Consider the following 14,994-nt stretch of genomic DNA (forward strand, 5'->3'; position numbering starts at 1 on the left):
CATTGCGCTGCCTGTGGGCGGTGCGGCGAAGTGGCACGGCACCACCGGCTCCGCGCCGGTGACCGGCGGAGTGCGGCAAGAGGCGCTCGGTCCGTCGGGACCGAGCGCCTCTTGCGGTGGGTGACGGCTGGTCAGGCGACCGCTCCGGCGGTGGCGGTGGCTTCCAGGCGTTCGGGGCGGATGATCAGCAGCCACGCGCCGAGCGCGCCGGCGAGGTAGGCCGCGCCGACGATCAGGAAGCACAGGGCCGGGCCGCGGTCCCAGTCCGAGACGGTGCCGAGCATCACGCTCATGCCGGCGATACCGACCAGCGTGCCGATCTGGCGGTTGGCGTTGAGTACGGAGCCGGCCACGTTCGCGTGCTCGGCACCGGCCGCGTCGACCAGGGCCGCGGTCATGCCCGGGGAGATGACACCGGCGCCGATGTTCGCGATGCCCACTGCCACGGCCACGACCCAGTAGGGGGTCGAGGCGGTGACGGTGACCATGGTCAGCGACGCGACTCCGGCGACCAGCAGGAAGAGCGTCAGCAGTGCGCCGTTGGAGAAGCGCGCGGAGATGCGGGCGTAGACGAGGTTGGCCAGCGGGAACCAGATCGTCATGGGCAGCAGTTCGAGTCCGGCCTGGAAGGCACTGGCCCCCTGGGCGTGCTGCAGGTACAGGGCGAGCATGAACATGCTGCCGTAGAGCGCGAAGTTGAAGAGGAAGCCGACCAGGTTGGCGCCGGTGAAGCTCGGGCGGCGGAACAGGCTCCACGGCATGACCAGGTTCTCGGCCCGCCGCTCGCGCACCACCAGTGCGCCACCGGCGGCGACCAGCACGACGTAGGAGACCAGCATCGCGCCGGCTCCCCAGCCGAGGCGGGGCCCCTCGATGAGCGCGAAGCTCAGCGCGGCGAGCGCCACGATCCACAGGACGTGTCCGGGAACGGCGAGCTTGACGCGGTGCGCCTCGGTCGGTGCGATGTACCGCTTGGTCAGCAGCGCGCCGACGATGCCGATGGGCAGGTTCAGGAGGAAGATGCTCTGCCAGCCGAAGGCGCTGACCAGCAGGCCGCCGACGGTCGGGCCCAGGCCGGCCGAGGTGGCCACGATCGCCGACCACAGCCCGAGCATGCGCGTGCGCTGTCGCTTGTCGGGGAACGAGAACACCAGCAGCGACAGGGAACTGGGCATGAAGAGCGCCGCGCCCACGCCCTGCAGGAGGCGGGCGATGATCAGCACCGCGGCGTTCGGAGCGATCGCGCAGCCGAGTGAGGCGACGAAGAAGACGGCCATGCCCCACAGGTAGACGTTCTTTCCGCCGAGGCGGTTGGCCAGGCCGCCGCCCAGCAGCAGCAGCGAGCAGAAGACCAGTACGTAGCCGTCGACGATCCAGGTGAGTTCGGACAGCGAGGCCTTGAGGTTCTCCTGGATCGCGGCGCCGGCGACGTTCACGACGGTGACGTCCAGCGCGGCCATGACGAAGCCGGTGGCCAGGGCGGTCAACCGCAGGCCTGGCGCGACGGCGCGCTGGGGCGGGCCGTCCGCAGCGGCTGGCGGCTGGGTCTCGGACTTGGCGCTGGGCATGACTCTCCTCCGGCGGACTCGGGCAGGGGGGTGACCGCAGGCCCCGAGCCGCAGCCGGGAGGTCCTCCCCGGCATGATTGAAACCATTAGGTCGATGACTGTCAAACTTGATAGGGGTCAACCTTCACTGTCATCAACCTACGACCGGTGTCGTACTATGGGAGCGGCGTCGGAAGGCAGGAGTTGAGACAGATGGCCACGGAGACCACCGGGCGCATCAACGATCACGTCGCCGCCGAGGACATCGCACTCCAAGGCGTACTGGAAGCGCTGGTGGACCCGGTCCGACGCAGCATCGTCCGGCAGCTCGCCGACGCGGAACGGGACATCGCGTGCGGGACCTTCGACATCAACGTCACCAGGTCCACCAGCGCCCACCACTTCAAGGTGCTGAGGCGCGCAGGCATCATCCGGCAGCACTACGTGGGCACGGTGAAGCTCAACTCCCTGCGCCGCGCCGACCTGGACCGGGCGTACCCCGGCCTGCTCGACGCCGTCATCGACGCGGCCCGTCGAGAGGCGGCGGCGGAGCCGGGGCGCGACGCCTCCTCCGCCCAGGGCCGACGGAGCCCGGCCGTCAGCCGGTCGTCGCGCTAATACCCCTTGGGCGCGCTGGACCCGTTCGCCTGCTGCACGCGGGCGATGTCGCCGTACTGGGACTTGATGTAATTCACGGCCGCCGCGCAGTTCGCCACCGGGTCGTTGATGTTCCATGACGTACCGGATTGATGGTGGGCCCGGAAAGTCGGCCACGTGGTCTGGAAAAGTCCCCTGGACGGCTCACCGGACACCGCATTCGCGTCCCATCCGTTGAAAGCGTGGGGGTCGAATCCGGATTCCCGTCGGGCAATCGTCCACAATCCCCCGTACCAGTGCCCCGGTACGCCCGTGACCCGCAGACAGGCCCGGATCCAGCCCGCCGGGCCGGCGGCCTCCAGCTGCCGCCTGGCCGCCTCGCGCCGCTGTGCGCGCCGCTCCGCGCGCTGCCGCTCCAGCGCCGCCGTCCGCGCCTGCGAGCTGGACCTCGAAGCCCGTGCCGCGGCTTCGTACCGCTGCTCCGTCAGCCCCGCCGCGACGAAGGTGGCGGCCTGCCCCTCCAGCGCGTCCCGCGCGACCCGGATCTTCCGGCGCTGCCCCGTGGGCGTCCGATGGGTCCCGCGTACGGCGTGCGCCCGGATTTCCCCGGCGTACGCCACGGTTTCTTCCGTCCTCGTCCCGGCCTCACCGGGACGCGTATCCGCCATTCCTTTGAAGGCGATCGCGGCAGGCATTATCAGCGCGAGGACAGACGAAAGGGCGGTGGTCGCAGTCCTGGCCATGTGCATGGGAAATCATCGCCTTCCCGTCGAGCCGCCGGCTCACTTGGAAGGCGTCATATCAGCCGGAAGAAAGACCCGCCGAGACGTTGGTCCGTCCCGGGCGGGTCCCACCGGTCGGACGATATCTTCGAAGTTTTGGTGCCCGGTGCGGACGGAGCGGCGCCGGGCGGGCCGGCGGGGAGGGCGGTACCGGGCGAAGCGAGGGGACCGGCGGGGCTATCGTGGCTCCATGTCCGCCCCTGAGCTGATCCGTATCGTCTCCCGCTCCTCCCCCATGGCCCTGGCCCAGGTCGAGCGCGTCCGTACCGAACTGGCCGCGCTGCACCCGGGCGTGGCCACGGAGGTCGTCCCGGTCACGACCACCGGTGACCGCTGGATGGGTGACCTTTCACAGGTGGAGGGCAAGGGCGCCTTCACCAAGGAGGTCGACGCCACCCTTCTGTCGGGCGAGGCCGACGTCGCGGTGCACTGCGTCAAGGACATCCCCGCCGACCGGCCGCTGCCCGCCGGCACGACCTTCGCCGCGTTCCTCAAGCGGGACGACGTACGGGACGCCCTGATTCACCCCGGTGGGCTCACCCTCGACGAACTGCCGCCGGGCACCCGCATCGGCACCTCCTCCGTGCGCCGCCGCGCCCAGCTCGCCGCGACCCACCCGCATCTGGAGACGGTGCCGATGCGCGGCAACGCCAACCGCCGGATGGAGAAGCTGCACGCCGGGGACGCCGACGCGCTGCTTCTCGCGGTGTCCGGACTGCACCGCATCGGACGTCCCGACGTCATCACCGAGATCCTGTCGGTGGACACGATGTGCCCGCCGATCGGCGCCGGGGTGCTGGCCCTTCAGTGCCGCGAGGACGACGCCGCCACCATCGACGCGCTCTCCGGGCTCGGCGACCCGGGCACGCACCGCGAGACCCAGGCCGAACGCATGTTCCTGCACGTGCTCCAGGGGCACTGCAACTCCCCCATCGCCGGGTACGCCAGGGCCGAACGCGGCGGCGACCTGTCGCTCCGGGCCTGCGTGTTCACCCCCGACGGCAAGACCGTCCTGAACGCCCACGAGTGGGCGGGTCGGCTGGACCCCGCCACCCTGGGCACCTCGGTCGCCGTCGCGCTGCTCCGCCAGGGCGCCCGCGAACTGATCGACGGTATTCCGCACTGACGCGCCGCAGCCGAGCGGCGCGTGTTGCCCGGCGCGCACCTCGCCGCCGCGTCGTCAGGGGCGCAGACCGCCGTCGACGACCGCCTCGGCCGTGTCGCGCAGCTTGGCACGGTGGTGGCGCGCGTACCCGCGCAGCAGCTCGAACGCCTCTCCGGTCGGGATCCGACGCTCGGCCGCGAGCATGCCCTTGGCCTGTTCGATGACGACCCTGCTGTCGAGCGCGTGCTGCAGCTGGTCCGCCAGCCGGCGCTGGTGGTCCCGGTCGGCGGCCACCGTGAAGTAGCCGACGGCCATGTCGATCAGCACCCGTAGGCAGGCGAGGTCGGTGGCGGGCCAGGGACGCGGCGCGGTGTGGTAGAGGTCCAGCGTCCCGAGCGCCTCGCCGTGGGCGTGCAGCGGCAGGCTGGCGGTCGCCGCCACGCCCAGTTCGAGCACCCGTTCGCCGTAGCCGGGCCACCGCGCCGCGTCCCGCGCCAGGTCGGCGACGGTGACCGGCCGCACGGTGCGCAGCGCTTCGACGCACGGTCCGCAGCGCTCCTGCGTCTGGACGTCGGCCAGCTCGGCCGCCATCCCGTCCAGCGCGCCGACGGGGTGCAGTTCCCCAGCCCGTACGAGGAAGACCCCGGTGCTCCGTACGGCGAGCGCGGCGGCGGAACGCTGCGCGAGGTCCTGCAGCACGTCGCTGACGGAAGGGGTGGTCGCGAGGGCAGCTGCGAACCCCGACACTTCGGCGAAGGCCCGTTTCTGATCGATCATCGCCTCGGACACCTGCCTTCCCACGGTTCTACCGTGACGTCCCGCCCCGTCTCCGAACTTAGGCGGCGGGTCGCCCGGCGAGAAACCCGCAAACGGTCCGGACCGTACCCCTCAAACGGGTCGGATTTCAGTCACCGGGCAGCAACCCGGCGCGCGTGGCCGCGACCACCGCTTCCAGCTGGCTGTGGGCGCCCAGTTTCATCAGCACGTTCTTCACATGGCCACGGGCGGTGTGCGGGCTGATGACGAGGCGTTCGGCGATCGTCCGGGGACTCATCCCCTCCCCCAGCAGCCGCAGCACTTCCCGTTCACGTGCCGTCAGGCGTGCCGGCACCGCCGCCTCCGCCCCGTTCCCGCCGCCGGCCGGGCCGAGCAGTGCCGCCAGCGCTGCGCTCTCGACCAAGAGGGGCCCGCCGGCCGGCGCCCGCACCGCGGCGAGGATGTCGGACAGCGCGCTGGACTTGGACAGGAACCCGGCGGCACCGGCCGCCGTGGCGGCGGCGAGCACCGCGGGGTCGGTGTCCCCGGTGAGGATCAGCACGCGGATATCGGGGTGCGCCGCCTTGAGCGCCACGGTCCCTTCGATGCCGTCGCTGCCCGGGAGGTGAACGTCCATCAGGACGGTGTCCGCGCCCGCGGCGGCCAGCGGCAGCGCGGCATCGACCGTGCCGACCGCGCCCACGCACTCCAGGTCCGGCTGGGCGGCGATGGCCAGCTCCAACGCGTCGGCGAGCGCCCGCTGGTCCTCGACCACCAGCACCTTGGTCATCGTGGCCACCCCACCCTGTCGACCGGATCCAAGCCTAGTCCGGCTCCACCGCCCGCGCGGGGCACCGCCGGATCTCCGGACCGCTCGTTCCGGCGAACCGGAATGCCGGTCCGGTCTGGCGACGGGCCGCCGTCCGGAGGACAGTGGAGGAGCACCGAGGGCTGCTCCGCCCCGAGTACCAGCGGACGACAGGTAGCAGGAGATCGTCCCACGTGACCACTTACTCGTTCAGGCTCTTCATCGCCGGGCAGACCGTCCGGTCCCAGGAAGCCGTGGCCAACCTGCGTCTGCTGTGCGACAGCCGGCTGCGCCATCGGTACGACCTCCAGATCGTGGATGCCGTCGAGCGCCCCGAACTGGCGGAGGAGGAGCGGATCCTGGCCACCCCCACGGTCATCAGGCTCAGCCCGTCCCCGCAGCGGCGGGTCATCGGTGACCTCTCCGACCATCCCCGTACCGCCCTCGCCCTGGGCCTGCCGAACGCCAGCCCCCACTCCGAGGAGGTACGGCCATGACATCGGGCAACGGACCGGTCTCACGGGTGGCCACCGCCATCAACGGCTTCGACCAGGTCGCGCTGGGCGGGCTGCCCGCGGGCCGGTGCACGCTCGTCACCGGCACGGCCGGCAGCGGCAAGACACTGTTCGCCACCGAGTTCCTCGCCCGGGGGATACAGGTCCACGACGAGCCGGGGGTGTTCGTCACCTTCGAAGAACCGCCGGCGGACATCCGGAGCAACGCGCTCTCGCTGGGGCTCACGATCGCGGAGTGGGAGCGGGACGGGAAATGGGCCTTCGTCGACGCCTCCGCCACGAGCACGGAGGAGGGGGCCATCATCGGCGCGTACGACTTCCACGCGCTGGCGGCCAGGATCGGCCACGCCGTCCACACGATCGGCGCCAAACGGGTCTCGATGGACTCGCTGGGCACGGTCTTCCTGCGCTTCCCCGGCCAGGCCACCGTCCGGCAGGAACTGCTGCGCGTGGCGGAGTCCCTGGAGTCGCTCGGCGTCACCTCGGTGATCACCACGGAGCGGGAGACGGAGTACGGCAGCATCTCCCGGTTCGGCGTGGAGGAGTTCGCCCTGAACAACGTCATCGTGCTGCGCAACAACCTGATCCAGGAACGGCGGCGCCGGACCCTGGAGATCGTCAAGCTCCGCGGCGGCCCGCACCGTACCGGCGAATGGCTGTTCACCATCGACCCACGGGACGGCATCGTCATCGTCCCCCTGGCGTTCCTCGCGCCGCACGAGGGTGCCGTGGTCCGCGACCGGGTCTCCACCGGCCTCCCGGATCTGGACGAGATGTGCGGCGGCGGGGTCTACCGCGACGCGATGATCCTGCTCACCGGCCCGACGGGGGTCGGCAAGACGCTGACCGCGCTGCGGTTCGTCGCCGCCGGCGTGGAGGCGGGCGAGCGCTGCCTGCTGTACACCTTCGACGAGACCCGCCAGCAGTTGAACCGCAACGCGTCAGGCTGGGGCATGGACCTGTCCGCCATGGAGGCGACCGGCCTGCTGCAAGTGGTGTCCGAGTATCCCGAGACCTCGTCGCTGGAGGACCACTTCATCCTGGTGCGGCGGGTGGTGGAGGAGTTCCGGCCCGCGCGGCTGGTCATCGACACCCTCTCCGCGCTGGAGCGCATCGCCACCCCGCGGGCGCTGCTGGACTTCTTCGTCGCGCTGGGCGCGGTGCTGCGGCCCCGTGCCATCACCGCCCTGCTCACTTCCCTGCCCGCCGACCGTACGGCGTCCAGCGCCGGCCTGGGCATCGCCGCACGGATCGACAGCCTCACCGATGTGTCGGTCCTGCTGCGCTACGTGGAGATGGCGGGCCGGGCGCACCGGGCGATCGCGGTGTTGCAGACCCGCGGCTCGGCCCACGACCACCGCATCCGCGAAGTCCTCCTCGACAGTGCGGGTTTGCACATCGGTGACCCGCTGCACGGCGTCTCCTCCGTACTGGCCGGATACGGCGAGCCCGTGTTCACGGCCGACCCGTACGGCGCGGCCGACCGTCGTGCGCCGGCCCCACGGGTGGACCTCGATGGCTGACAACACTCCTCCGCGCCCCGGCGGCGCGGCCGCGGACGGGAATCACGGCACCGGCCCCGACGACATCCGGGAGGTGATCGTCTCGGCGACGGCGGACGGCATCCTGGCGGTCGACGCGAACGGGCGCATCCTGTTCTGCAACCCGGCCGCCGAGGAGCTGTTCGACCGGTCCGCCGACGAACTCGTCGGCAGGGAGTTCGGCTTCCCCCTCGTCGTCGGGGAGACCACCATCGACCTGATGCTCCCGGAGAGACGAGTGCGGGTGGTGGAGATGCGGGTCACCACCGCCCTGCTGGAGTCCGAGACGCTGCACGTCGCGGCGCTGCGCGACATCACCCGGCGGCGGCAGGCCCAGCGCGCGCTCGAAGCGGCGCTGGAGCGGCAGAACGTGATCGTGGCGGTGGCCGCCCACCAGCTGCACAACCCGCTGGCCGCCGTCGCCGTGCTCGTCGACACGCTGCGCGACCGCCGGGCGGAGCTCTCGGAGCAGACGCGGACCGAGGCCATGAACCGGATCGCCGAACGCATCGCCCACCTCCAGGCGCTGGTGCGCAAGCTGCTCACCGCGGCGCGCATCGATGCCGGCGCCCCGCACGCCGTTCCCGAGGACATTCGCGTCCTGCCGTTCCTGATCGAGCGGCTGGGTGATGTCACGGAGGAGGCCGAGGCGGTCCGGCTGTCGTGCTCGCCCGACCTGGTGGCGCGGGTGGACCGGCTGGCGTTCTCGGAGATGTTCACCAACTGTCTGGAGAACGCCTTCACCCACGGCCGCCCGCCGGTCGTCACCCGGGTGGTGGCCCGCGATCAACGGTGGCTGGAGGTCTCGGTGTGCGACCACGGCGACGGGGTGCCGGCCGACTTCGTACCTCGGCTGTTCGAGCGGTTCAGTCGTGGGCCGGGCACGGAGCGGCAGGGTGAGGGCGCGGGGCTGGGTCTGTGGGTGGTCCGCGCGCTGGCCCGGGCCAACGGGGGCGACGTCTGGTACGAGCCGGCTCCGCACGGCGGTTCATGCTTTCGGCTGCGGCTGCCCCGCGCGCCCGGCCGGTGAGCCGTCCCGCGCCGCGCGCGTACCCACCCGGATGGGGGGTTCCGGACCGCGTCCGTGCGGAGCACGCTGAGCGCACCGGGCCCCGCCTCGGCACAGCACCGCCGGCGTCCGGGGTCCGGGGAGCGACCGACGGCGCCGGAGTGGCTGCCCGACCTGGGGCCACCGGTGACGGCACATGGCCGGACCGTACTCACTCTGCTCTCCATGAGAGCAGGTCACGGGAGGCGGGGCGATGGGCAGTTCTGCCGATGCACCCACCGAGGGGAGGGCGGTACCGGACCCGGGCGCGGCGGCCCACGCACTGGCCGTGGGGCGGATCGCGTCCGCGCCCGGTCTGCCGGTGCTGCGCGCGGGCGCGGTGCTGGACCGGCTCCGCCGGCTCGTACCGTACGAAGCGGGCGCCGTCGTCCTGCTGGTCCCGCAGACGCGGCTGCTGGTCACGGTGGCGGAACGGGACGGCGCCGGACGGCTGCGCACGGCGGCCACCGGCCGGGCGGCGCTACGGGACAGCGACCGGATCGCCGCGTGCGGTCCGGCGGCGGCCGTGCACGTGTGCCACCACGGTGACGGCCCGGGACACCTGCCCGGCTGGCGGCACCACCTGGGCCGCTCGGGACTGCCCCATGCCGTGCTGGTGGGCCTGTTCACGAGCGGCCGGCGCTATCTCGGGTTCGTCGTGCTCCTCGGCGGCGCCGCCCCGTCCCCGCCGCCCGCCGTCCGCGCCCTGCTGCGCGGGCTCGCCCCGTCGATGGCCGACGCGGTGGATCCGCTGCGCGCGCCGGCCGCCGCTGCCGAGCTGCTGGCGGGGTGTACGGCCGGGGTCGCGCTGTGCCGCTCCGGCCGGGCGCTGCCGCTGCCCGGGCTGCCCGGCCACTCGTCGCTGCGGACCGGTTCGCCGGTACTGGTCCTGGCCGCCGTCATCGCCGCGCGGACGGCGCACCTGGACTTCCTCCAACCGTCCACCGTCGGGCAGCGGTCCGCGTACACCCGGGTGACCGTCCTGTCCTGCGGGCCGTGTCCGCCGTACGACGTGGTGGCCGTGGTCCTGCTGTCGCCGGCCGGTGAGCTGTACGGGCTGACCCGACGGGAGCTGCAGATCGCCGGGCTCGTCGTGGAGGGCTGCACCAATCAGCGCATCGCCTCCACGCTGCACATCGCCGAGCGCACGGTCGCCGCGCACATCGAGCACGTCCTGCCCAAGCTCGGGGCCGCCTCCCGCACCCAGATCGCCGTGCGGGTCCTGGCCCGGGGGCTCTACCTGCCGAACCCCGCGCGACTCGGCCCGCCCGGCACCGACACCTGACCGGCGACCGCACTCGTCAGGACGCGGTGCACCAGACGCGCGCCGGTGCGGGCCGTGCGGTGGTCGATGTCCAGGTCCGGGTTGAGCTCGGCGACGTCGCAGACGACCGGCCGGCCGGCAGCGGCGATCTTCGCGCAGACGTGTTCCACCACCTCCAGCGAGACGCCGTACGCGGCGGGGGCGCTGACGCCCGGTGCCACGGCGGCGGGCAGCACGTCCAGGTCGATGGAGAGGTGCACCAGGTCGCAGCTCGCGAGGAAGTCGTCCACGAAGGCGTCGACGCGGTGCATGTGCAGCAGGCCGCAGCCGGTGTCGGGGAGGTAGCGCACGCCGAGTCGGTCGGCGGTGCGGTACAGCCGCTCGGTGTTGCTCGGCGCGCTCACCCCGAGCACCCAGTAGTTCGGTTCCCGGCCGGCGGTCGCCTCGTCCTGCGCCATCTGCAGGAACGGCGTGCCGGAGCTGGGCCGGACGTCGTCGCGCAGGTCGAAGTGCGCGTCGAGGTTGAGCACGCCGAGGCGGGCGCCGTCGCGGAGCGCACGGCTGTCGGCGATCCCGAGGTAGCTGCCGTACGCCACCTCGTGGCCGCCGCCCAGCACGGTCACCGGGCGCCCGCGGTCCAGGAGGGCCGTGACGGCGCGGCCCAGGCGCCGCTGGCCGGCCGCCAGGTCACCGTCGCCGACCTCGACGTCGCCCGCGTCCAGGGCGCGCAGCGGGGTCTGCAGGGCCATCGGGGCGAGCGCGCGGCGCAGCGCGGCCGGCCCGTCGGCGGCACCGGGGCGCCCCTTGTTGCGGCGTACCCCCTCGTCGCTGCGGAAGCCGACGAAGGCCGCGTCCCAGTCGCCGGCCGGGTCGGCCGCCGGGTACGGCGTCACCGCGTGGTGCCAGCGCAGGTGCTCGACGCCGGGGCCGTCGTCGCGGCCGGTCCACGGTTCGGCGGGCGCGTCCGCCGCCCACTCCTCCGGGCGCGCTGCCGGGTCCTGGTCGGTGGCGCGGGCGGCCTGCTGCACGGTGCTCGTCACGGTTCCTCAGCTCCTCGGTGTTCCGCCGCCATCACACCCGCGCGCCGGGCTCCGGGCCAGGGGGGACGGCCCGGTTCCTCGGATCCGAGACCCACTAGGATTCCGGTTCCCGCGTCGCCCGCGAGGAGCGTGCGACCACAAGTGCGAGGGACGGTGAACGGCGTGTCCGGGGAGGCTGCTGACCTCGCGCGGCGGTACCACGCGCAGGAGTCCCGTTCGGCGCCCGCTTACCAGCGTGTGAAGGACCTCGTCACCGAGCAGATCATGAGCGGGCGGTGGCGGGAGGGCGACCCGCTCCCCTCGGAGAACCAGTTCGTGGAGTCGCTGGGGCTGTCCCGGATGACGGTCAACCGCGCGCTGCGGGAGCTGGCGGGGCAGGGCCTGATCCGCCGGGTGATGGGCGTGGGCAGCTTCGTGGCGCTGCACAAGGGCAGTTCGGCGCTGGTCGAGGTGCACAACATCGCCGACGAGGTGCGCCACCGCGGGCACCGGTACCGCGCCGAGGTGCTGTACGTCCGGGCGGAGACCGCCGACCAGGAGGTCGCCGCGCAGTTCGGGCCGGGCGCCGGGCGCCGGGTCTTCCGGTCCCGGGTGGTGCACTTCGAGGACGACGTGGCCATCCAGCTGGAGGACCGGTACGTCCATCCGGACTTCGCGCCCGGCTACCTGGAGCAGGACTTCACCCGGCGGACCCCGTTCACGTTCCTGTCCGAGGTGGCGCCGCTGGGCCGCGGCGAGCACGTGGTGGAGGCGGTGCTGCCCTCCTCCGAGGAGTGCGCCGTCCTCGGCGTCCCCGAGTCCGAGCCGTGCCTGCTGATCCACCGCCGCACCTGGTCGGGCGACGCGCTGGTGAGCATCGCGCGGCTGCTGCACCCGGGGTCCCGCTACCGGCTGCAGGGCACCTTCGACAACCGCTGACGGGCCCGGGGAGGGCTTCGCCGGCGGCTACGGCGCCCGGTGGGGGCGCGGCCGGCGGCTACGGCTGCACGGTGGGGGCGCGGCCCGAGATCGCGTGCGTGAGCCGCGCCGCGCCCTTGCGCAGCAGGTCACGGACGTACGCCTCGTCGCGCGGCCGGTGGTTGCGGTACCAGGTGCTGCTCAGCGCGGCCACCGGTCGCCCGTGGTGGTCGAACGCCGCCACCCCGACCGAGCGGAACCCCGCCGAGACCAGCTCGGTCTCCTCCGACCAGCCGCGCGCCCGGTCCCTGGCCAGCAGGTCGCGCAGCTCGCCCAGCGACCGCGGCCCCTTGCCGGTGCGGGTGATGAGGTCGCCGGGGCGCGGGAAGAGCGCCTTGAGCTGGGCCTCGCCGACGTGCGCCAGAAGCGCCCGGCCGCTGGCCGTCAGGTGTGCCGGGAGCCGCACGCCGACCTCGGTGACCAGCGGCACCGTGCCGGCGCCGGGGCGCGCCGCCGCGGGCTGCTCCTTGAGCAGGTACACGGTCTCCGCGCCGTGCAGCACCCCGAGGTGGACGGGTTGCGCGAGGCGGCCGGCGAGGGTGCGCAGGATCGGGCGGGCGAGCCGTTCGAGCGGCTCGTGCCGGAGGTAGGCGGAGCCGATCTCGAAGGCCGCGACGCCCAGGCCGTAGGCCTGCTCGTGCGGGAGGTAGGTGACGAAGCCGCGGCCGGCCAGCACGGTGAGGATGTGGTACGCCGACGAGCGCGGGATGCCGAGGTCGCGGGCGAGCGTCGCGACCCGCACGGGGCCGGAGCGGCCGGCGAGGTGGGTGAGGATGTCCAGCGCGCGACCGACGGCCGGCGAGGCGCTGGACACGGCCGCCGTACCGGGCTCTTTCATCGCCGCGCCCCCGTCCCCATCGGCCTGCACATTTCCCGGATCGACCCTTGACGGTCCTGTCTATACAGGCATATACATGCGGCGCCTGTGTTCAAGTGAGAGGCGGCGACAGCCGCTCCCGCCAGGCGACGGCCCATGTCGCACGTCAGGGACGGGCGTGCTGTTCCCGAAGGAGAGGGCATCTTGTGAGCACCGAAAAAACCGCCGAACCAACAACGCTGCACCGAGGACTGCGGTCCCGGCACATCCGCTTCATCGCCCTCGGGTCGGCGATCGGCACCGGCCTCTTCTACGGCTCCTCGGAAGCCATCCAGGCCGGCGGCCCCGCGGTGCTGCTGGCCTACCTGATCGGCGGCGCGGCCGTCTTCCTCGTACTGCGGTCGCTCGGCGAGATGGCGGTGAACCATCCGTGCGCGGGTTCCTTCGGCGAGTACGCCACCCGGTATCTCGGCCCGTTCGCGGGATTCTCGACCGGCTGGACCTATGCCTTCGAAATGGTCATCGTCTGTATCGCCGACGTCACCGCGCTCGGCGTCTACATGGGATTCTGGTTCCCCGATGTGCCGCGCTGGATCTGGGTGCTGGCCGCCATCGGCATCATCGGCGTACTGAATCTCTTCAGCGTCAAGGTCTTCGGTGAGCTGGAATTCTGGCTCTCGCTGGTGAAGATCGTCGCCATCTGCGCGATGATCGTGGGCGGGCTCGCCATCCTCGTCTTCGGTATCGGCGGCGGCGAAATGCACGTCGGGGTCTCCAATCTCTGGAACCACGGCGGATTCTTCGCGCACGGCACCGAGGGCCTCATCATGTCCTTCGCCGTCGTGATGTTCGCCTTCGGCGGCACCGAGGTCATCGGCGTCACGGCCGGCGAGGCGGAGAACCCGGAGAAGACCATTCCGAGCGCGGTGAACTCCATTCCGCTGCGCATCGTCTTCTTCTACGTGCTGACGCTCGCCGTTCTCATGTCGCTCAATTCCTGGCAGGACATCGGCTCGGACGGCAGCCCGTTCGTGCAGATCTTCGCCGGCCTCGGCATCAAGTCCGCGGCCGCCGTACTGAACGTCGTCGTCATCGTGGCCGCGCTCTCCGCCATCAACAGCGACATCTTCGCGGCCGGCCGCATCATGTACGGCATGGCCGAGCGCGGCCAGGCCCCGGCCGTCATGCGCCGCCTCTCGCGCAACGGCGTGCCGACGATGACCGTCGCCATCATGATCGGCGCGCTGCTGCTCGGCGTGGTGCTGAACTACACCATGCCCGAGAACATCTTCCTCATCATTTCCTCGATCGCCACGTTCGCGACCGTCTGGGTCTGGCTGATGATTCTCGCGAGCCAGTACGCGGCCCGGCGGAAGATGCCGGAGCAAGAGACGGCCGAACTCGCCTACAAGGTCCCGTTCTGGCCGTACGGACAGATCATCGCCATGGTCTTCATGGCCGCGGTGATGGTGCTGCTCGCATTCTCCACGGAAACCCGGGTCGCGCTGATCGTAGGGGCCGTCTGGCTGGCCTTGCTGTCGGTGGTGCATTTCCTCTGGCTCCGTCCGCGCTCCGCCGCCTCCGGCGTCGCCGAATTCCCGATGGAAAATCCGGTGGAAACTCCCGCGCCGGCACGGGACTGATCACCCCCGAGGCTTCTGAAAAGATGCCGGGGGAGGCCTCCGACGCCCTTGGCGGCGGCCTCCCCCGGCAGAAAACGGTTACGCGGAGGGGTTCTCGCGCATCGGGATACGCACGCCCCGCTCGTCGGCAACCGTGTCGGCGATGTCGTAACCGGCGTCCACGTGCCGGATGACGCCCATCCCCGGGTCATTGGTCAGCACACGGCGGATCTTCTCGCCGGCGAGCTTGGTGCCGTCGGCGACGGACACCTGACCGGCGTGGATGGAGCGGCCCATGCCGACGCCGCCACCGTGGTGCAGCGACACCCAGGACGCGCCCGAGGCGACGTTGACCATGGCGTTCAGCAGCGGCCAGTCCGCGATGGCGTCGGAGCCGTCGAGCATGGCCTCGGTCTCCCGGTACGGGGACGCGACGGAGCCGCAGTCCAGGTGATCCCGACCGATCGCGAGCGGGGCCTGGAGCGTGCCATCGGCGACCATGTCGTTGAACCGCTCACCGGCCTTGTCCCGCTCGCCGTAACCCAGCCAGCAGATCCGGGCCGGCAGCCCCTGGAAGTGCACCCGCTCACCCGCC

General features: G+C 72.1%; 14 protein-coding genes and 1 pseudogene. 8 read left to right on the top strand and 7 right to left on the bottom strand.

Annotated elements, in window-relative coordinates:
- Positions 1 to 131: 131 nt before the first annotated feature.
- Positions 132 to 1,568: an MFS transporter gene (locus IF20_RS30525; protein ID WP_052868622.1), complete on the bottom strand. Its 1,437-nt coding sequence runs from the start codon at positions 1,566 to 1,568 to the stop codon at positions 132 to 134.
- Positions 1,569 to 1,760: 192 nt separating this feature from the next.
- On the opposite strand from IF20_RS30525, the gene IF20_RS30530 reads away from it, so the two are divergent.
- Positions 1,761 to 2,165, top strand: a complete 405-nt coding sequence (locus IF20_RS30530) for an ArsR/SmtB family transcription factor (RefSeq protein WP_052868623.1) — start codon at positions 1,761 to 1,763, stop codon at positions 2,163 to 2,165.
- On the opposite strand, the gene IF20_RS30535 is transcribed toward IF20_RS30530, so the two are convergent.
- Positions 2,162 to 2,764 (bottom strand): transglycosylase SLT domain-containing protein, encoded by a 603-nt coding sequence (locus IF20_RS30535; protein ID WP_199896797.1) that lies wholly within the window; start codon positions 2,762 to 2,764, stop codon positions 2,162 to 2,164. The two genes, IF20_RS30530 and IF20_RS30535, sit on opposite strands and share 4 nt — an antisense overlap.
- 352 nt (positions 2,765 to 3,116) lie before the next feature.
- Here IF20_RS30535 and hemC point away from each other — a divergent pair, with 352 nt between their 5' ends.
- Entirely contained in the window at positions 3,117 to 4,052 is a 936-nt protein-coding gene (gene hemC, locus IF20_RS30540; RefSeq protein ID WP_052868625.1) for a hydroxymethylbilane synthase, read from the top strand.
- Positions 4,053 to 4,106: 54 nt separating this feature from the next.
- Here the strand turns inward: hemC and IF20_RS30545 are convergent, their stop codons facing one another.
- Positions 4,107 to 4,808 carry an ANTAR domain-containing protein gene (locus tag IF20_RS30545; RefSeq protein WP_199896798.1) on the bottom strand — a complete coding sequence of 234 codons (702 nt, stop codon included), beginning with the start codon at positions 4,806 to 4,808 and terminating at the stop codon, positions 4,107 to 4,109.
- Positions 4,809 to 4,935: 127 nt separating this feature from the next.
- Positions 4,936 to 5,577, bottom strand: a complete 642-nt coding sequence (locus IF20_RS30550; RefSeq protein WP_052868643.1) for a response regulator — start codon at positions 5,575 to 5,577, stop codon at positions 4,936 to 4,938.
- A gap of 212 nt (positions 5,578 to 5,789) precedes the next feature.
- Here IF20_RS30550 and IF20_RS30555 point away from each other — a divergent pair, with 212 nt between their 5' ends.
- From IF20_RS30555 to IF20_RS30570, 4 genes are all read left to right on the top strand, one after another.
- Complete coding sequence (locus IF20_RS30555; RefSeq protein WP_052868627.1) at positions 5,790 to 6,092, top strand: circadian clock KaiB family protein; 303 nt, start codon at positions 5,790 to 5,792, stop codon at positions 6,090 to 6,092.
- On the top strand, positions 6,089 to 7,633 hold the full coding sequence (kaiC, locus tag IF20_RS30560) for a circadian clock protein KaiC (RefSeq protein ID WP_052868628.1): 1,545 nt from the start codon (positions 6,089 to 6,091) through the stop codon (positions 7,631 to 7,633). The genes IF20_RS30555 and kaiC overlap by 4 nt, the downstream gene beginning before the upstream one ends.
- Entirely contained in the window at positions 7,626 to 8,681 is a 1,056-nt protein-coding gene (locus IF20_RS30565) for a sensor histidine kinase (protein WP_052868629.1), read from the top strand. The genes kaiC and IF20_RS30565 overlap by 8 nt, the downstream gene beginning before the upstream one ends.
- Before the next feature lie 232 nt (positions 8,682 to 8,913).
- Positions 8,914 to 9,984 (top strand): response regulator transcription factor, encoded by a 1,071-nt coding sequence (locus IF20_RS30570; protein ID WP_052868630.1) that lies wholly within the window; start codon positions 8,914 to 8,916, stop codon positions 9,982 to 9,984.
- On the opposite strand, the gene hutG is transcribed toward IF20_RS30570, so the two are convergent.
- Positions 9,936 to 11,003 carry a formimidoylglutamase gene (gene hutG / locus IF20_RS30575; RefSeq protein WP_234426876.1) on the bottom strand — a complete coding sequence of 356 codons (1,068 nt, stop codon included), beginning with the start codon at positions 11,001 to 11,003 and terminating at the stop codon, positions 9,936 to 9,938. The two genes, IF20_RS30570 and hutG, sit on opposite strands and share 49 nt — an antisense overlap.
- Before the next feature lie 162 nt (positions 11,004 to 11,165).
- Here hutG and hutC point away from each other — a divergent pair, with 162 nt between their 5' ends.
- Positions 11,166 to 11,921, top strand: a complete 756-nt coding sequence (hutC, locus tag IF20_RS30580; RefSeq protein ID WP_234426877.1) for a histidine utilization repressor — start codon at positions 11,166 to 11,168, stop codon at positions 11,919 to 11,921.
- 58 nt (positions 11,922 to 11,979) lie between these two features.
- On the opposite strand, the gene IF20_RS30585 is transcribed toward hutC, so the two are convergent.
- On the bottom strand, positions 11,980 to 12,798 hold the full coding sequence (locus IF20_RS30585) for an IclR family transcriptional regulator (protein ID WP_052868632.1): 819 nt from the start codon (positions 12,796 to 12,798) through the stop codon (positions 11,980 to 11,982).
- Positions 12,799 to 12,983: 185 nt separating this feature from the next.
- On the opposite strand from IF20_RS30585, the gene IF20_RS30590 reads away from it, so the two are divergent.
- Positions 12,984 to 14,420, top strand: coding sequence for an amino acid permease (locus tag IF20_RS30590; protein ID WP_052868633.1), 1,437 nt, complete (start codon positions 12,984 to 12,986; stop codon positions 14,418 to 14,420).
- Positions 14,421 to 14,498: 78 nt separating this feature from the next.
- Here IF20_RS30590 and IF20_RS30595 read toward each other — a convergent pair.
- Positions 14,499 to 14,994: pseudogene (locus tag IF20_RS30595) on the bottom strand (urocanate hydratase); the annotation flags it as partial.

Source organism: Streptomyces niger, assembly GCF_000718305.1.
GTDB classification, from domain to species: Bacteria; Actinomycetota; Actinomycetes; order Streptomycetales; family Streptomycetaceae; genus Streptomyces; species Streptomyces niger.

Coding starts and splice junctions, on each gene's coding strand:
- hemC (WP_052868625.1), top strand. CDS start 3,117: ATGTCCGCCCCTGAGCTGATCCGTATCGTCTCCCGCTCCTCCCCCATG.
- IF20_RS30550 (WP_052868643.1), bottom strand. CDS start 5,577: ATGACCAAGGTGCTGGTGGTCGAGGACCAGCGGGCGCTCGCCGACGCG.
- IF20_RS30545 (WP_199896798.1), bottom strand. CDS start 4,808: ATGATCGATCAGAAACGGGCCTTCGCCGAAGTGTCGGGGTTCGCAGCT.
- IF20_RS30570 (WP_052868630.1), top strand. CDS start 8,914: ATGGGCAGTTCTGCCGATGCACCCACCGAGGGGAGGGCGGTACCGGAC.
- IF20_RS30585 (WP_052868632.1), bottom strand. CDS start 12,798: ATGAAAGAGCCCGGTACGGCGGCCGTGTCCAGCGCCTCGCCGGCCGTC.
- kaiC (WP_052868628.1), top strand. CDS start 6,089: ATGACATCGGGCAACGGACCGGTCTCACGGGTGGCCACCGCCATCAAC.
- IF20_RS30525 (WP_052868622.1), bottom strand. CDS start 1,568: ATGCCCAGCGCCAAGTCCGAGACCCAGCCGCCAGCCGCTGCGGACGGC.
- IF20_RS30565 (WP_052868629.1), top strand. CDS start 7,626: ATGGCTGACAACACTCCTCCGCGCCCCGGCGGCGCGGCCGCGGACGGG.
- IF20_RS30530 (WP_052868623.1), top strand. CDS start 1,761: ATGGCCACGGAGACCACCGGGCGCATCAACGATCACGTCGCCGCCGAG.